This is a genomic window from Blautia sp. RTP21359st1_E11_RTP21359_211015, from assembly GCF_040910705.1.
Classification (GTDB): Bacteria; Bacillota; Clostridia; order Lachnospirales; family Lachnospiraceae; genus Blautia_A; species Blautia_A fusiformis.
Window position 1 is genome coordinate 1 of record NZ_JBDGAB010000120.1, and the last position, 1,492, is coordinate 1,492.

Genomic DNA, 1,492 nt, shown 5'->3' on the forward strand with positions numbered 1-1,492 from the left:
GAGACTATGAAGAAAAGTCTGTAAATAATAATCTTCTATGATAATGATTGAGCTGGAAGCGCTAAATTGGAGCTTCCAGCTCTTGCTATATATATACGACATGATTTCGGGCATGTCAAGAGCAGACGTCAAAAGCGTCCTTCGCATCATGCATATAGATTCTGTTATTCTGGGAGTCGTCCCTCATACATAATGCTGAGTTCGCCGTAGACCTGTCCCCAGTTCCGAATGCTCATAGTCCATTTTTTCGTGGCTTCGAAAGTTGCCAGATACAGGGCTTTCAGGAGCGCTGTATCACTTGGAAATACGCTTCTTTGACGGTTGAGCTTACGGTAGGTAGAATTCAGACTTTCGATAGCATTTGTCGTGTAAATAACCTTTCTGACATCCGGTGAGAACTTAAAAATCGGTGTTATTGCATCCCAGTTATCATACCAGCGTTTCATGGAATTTGGGTATTTTGCGGTCCATTTTTCAGTAACTCGATCCAGAGCCAGTCTAGCCTTCTCTTCATCGGAAGCGTGGTAAATCGTTTTTAGGTCGGAAGCGAACGCTTTTCTGTCCTTATCCGGAACATATTTTAGCGTGTTTCTTACCTGATGTACAATACATCTCTGATACTCTGTTTTTGGAAATGCAGCGGCAATTGCCTCTTTAATGCCACTAAGACCGTCAGCGCAGATAATCAGGATATCCTTTACACCACGATTCTTCAGCTCATTCAGAACAGACAGCCAGTACTTTGAACTTTCATTATCACCGACAGTGATTGAAAGAACCTCTTTTTTTCCTTCTGTGTTGATGCCAAGAATGACGTAGGCAGCTAGCTTTCTGATCACTCCATTATCGCGTACGGAATAATGGATGGCATCTATATAGAGGATCGGATATACCTCATCCAGCGGTCGATTTTGCCAGTCTTCGATCTGAGGCAGGATTTTATCTGTAACGTCTGAAATAAAGCCTTCTGATGTTTCAAAACCGTAGATATCTTCGATGGTTTCTGATATTTGCCGAGTCGTCATTCCTTTTGCATACATGGAAATAATCTTCTGATCGATATCAGAAATATCCTTCTGACGTTTCTTTACAATCTGTGGCTCAAATGTTGATTTACGGTCCTGTGGAACATCGATATCCATGCTGCCATAGCTGCTGTTTACACGCTTTGATTTATATCCATTGCGGTAATCATCGCTATCAGATCGTTCAGATTTCTGGTAGCCAAGATGATCATCCATTTCTGCTTCCATCATCTCTTTGATAGTGCCGCCAAGCAGATCCTTAAGCGCATCCTGGATATCTTCAGCGGTTTCAATATCATACTCCCGAAGAAGTTGCTGAATGATGTTTCGCTTTCCTTCTGTCATTACTACTTTGTGTACAGGTTTCTTTTCTCTTCTTGCCATAATAAAAGGCCTCCTATGATTTATATTTTACCATAGAAGACCTTGCTGTTATTAGCTATTTACAGAAAAAGTTTCACACACTC

1 protein-coding gene is annotated in these 1,492 nt (G+C 41.4%); it reads right to left on the reverse strand.

From position 1 onward, the window contains the following. Positions 1 to 164: 164 nt before the first annotated feature. The gene (locus AB5026_RS18935) at positions 165 to 1,409 is read right to left on the reverse strand and encodes an IS256 family transposase (RefSeq protein ID WP_173729326.1); all 1,245 of its coding nucleotides are present in this window, start codon (positions 1,407 to 1,409) and stop codon (positions 165 to 167) included. Between the last annotated feature and the right edge of the window lie 83 nt (positions 1,410 to 1,492).

Excerpts from the sequence above, each read along its gene's own strand:
- AB5026_RS18935 (WP_173729326.1), bottom strand. The coding sequence starts at position 1,409 with ATGGCAAGAAGAGAAAAGAAACCTGTACACAAAGTAGTAATGACAGAA.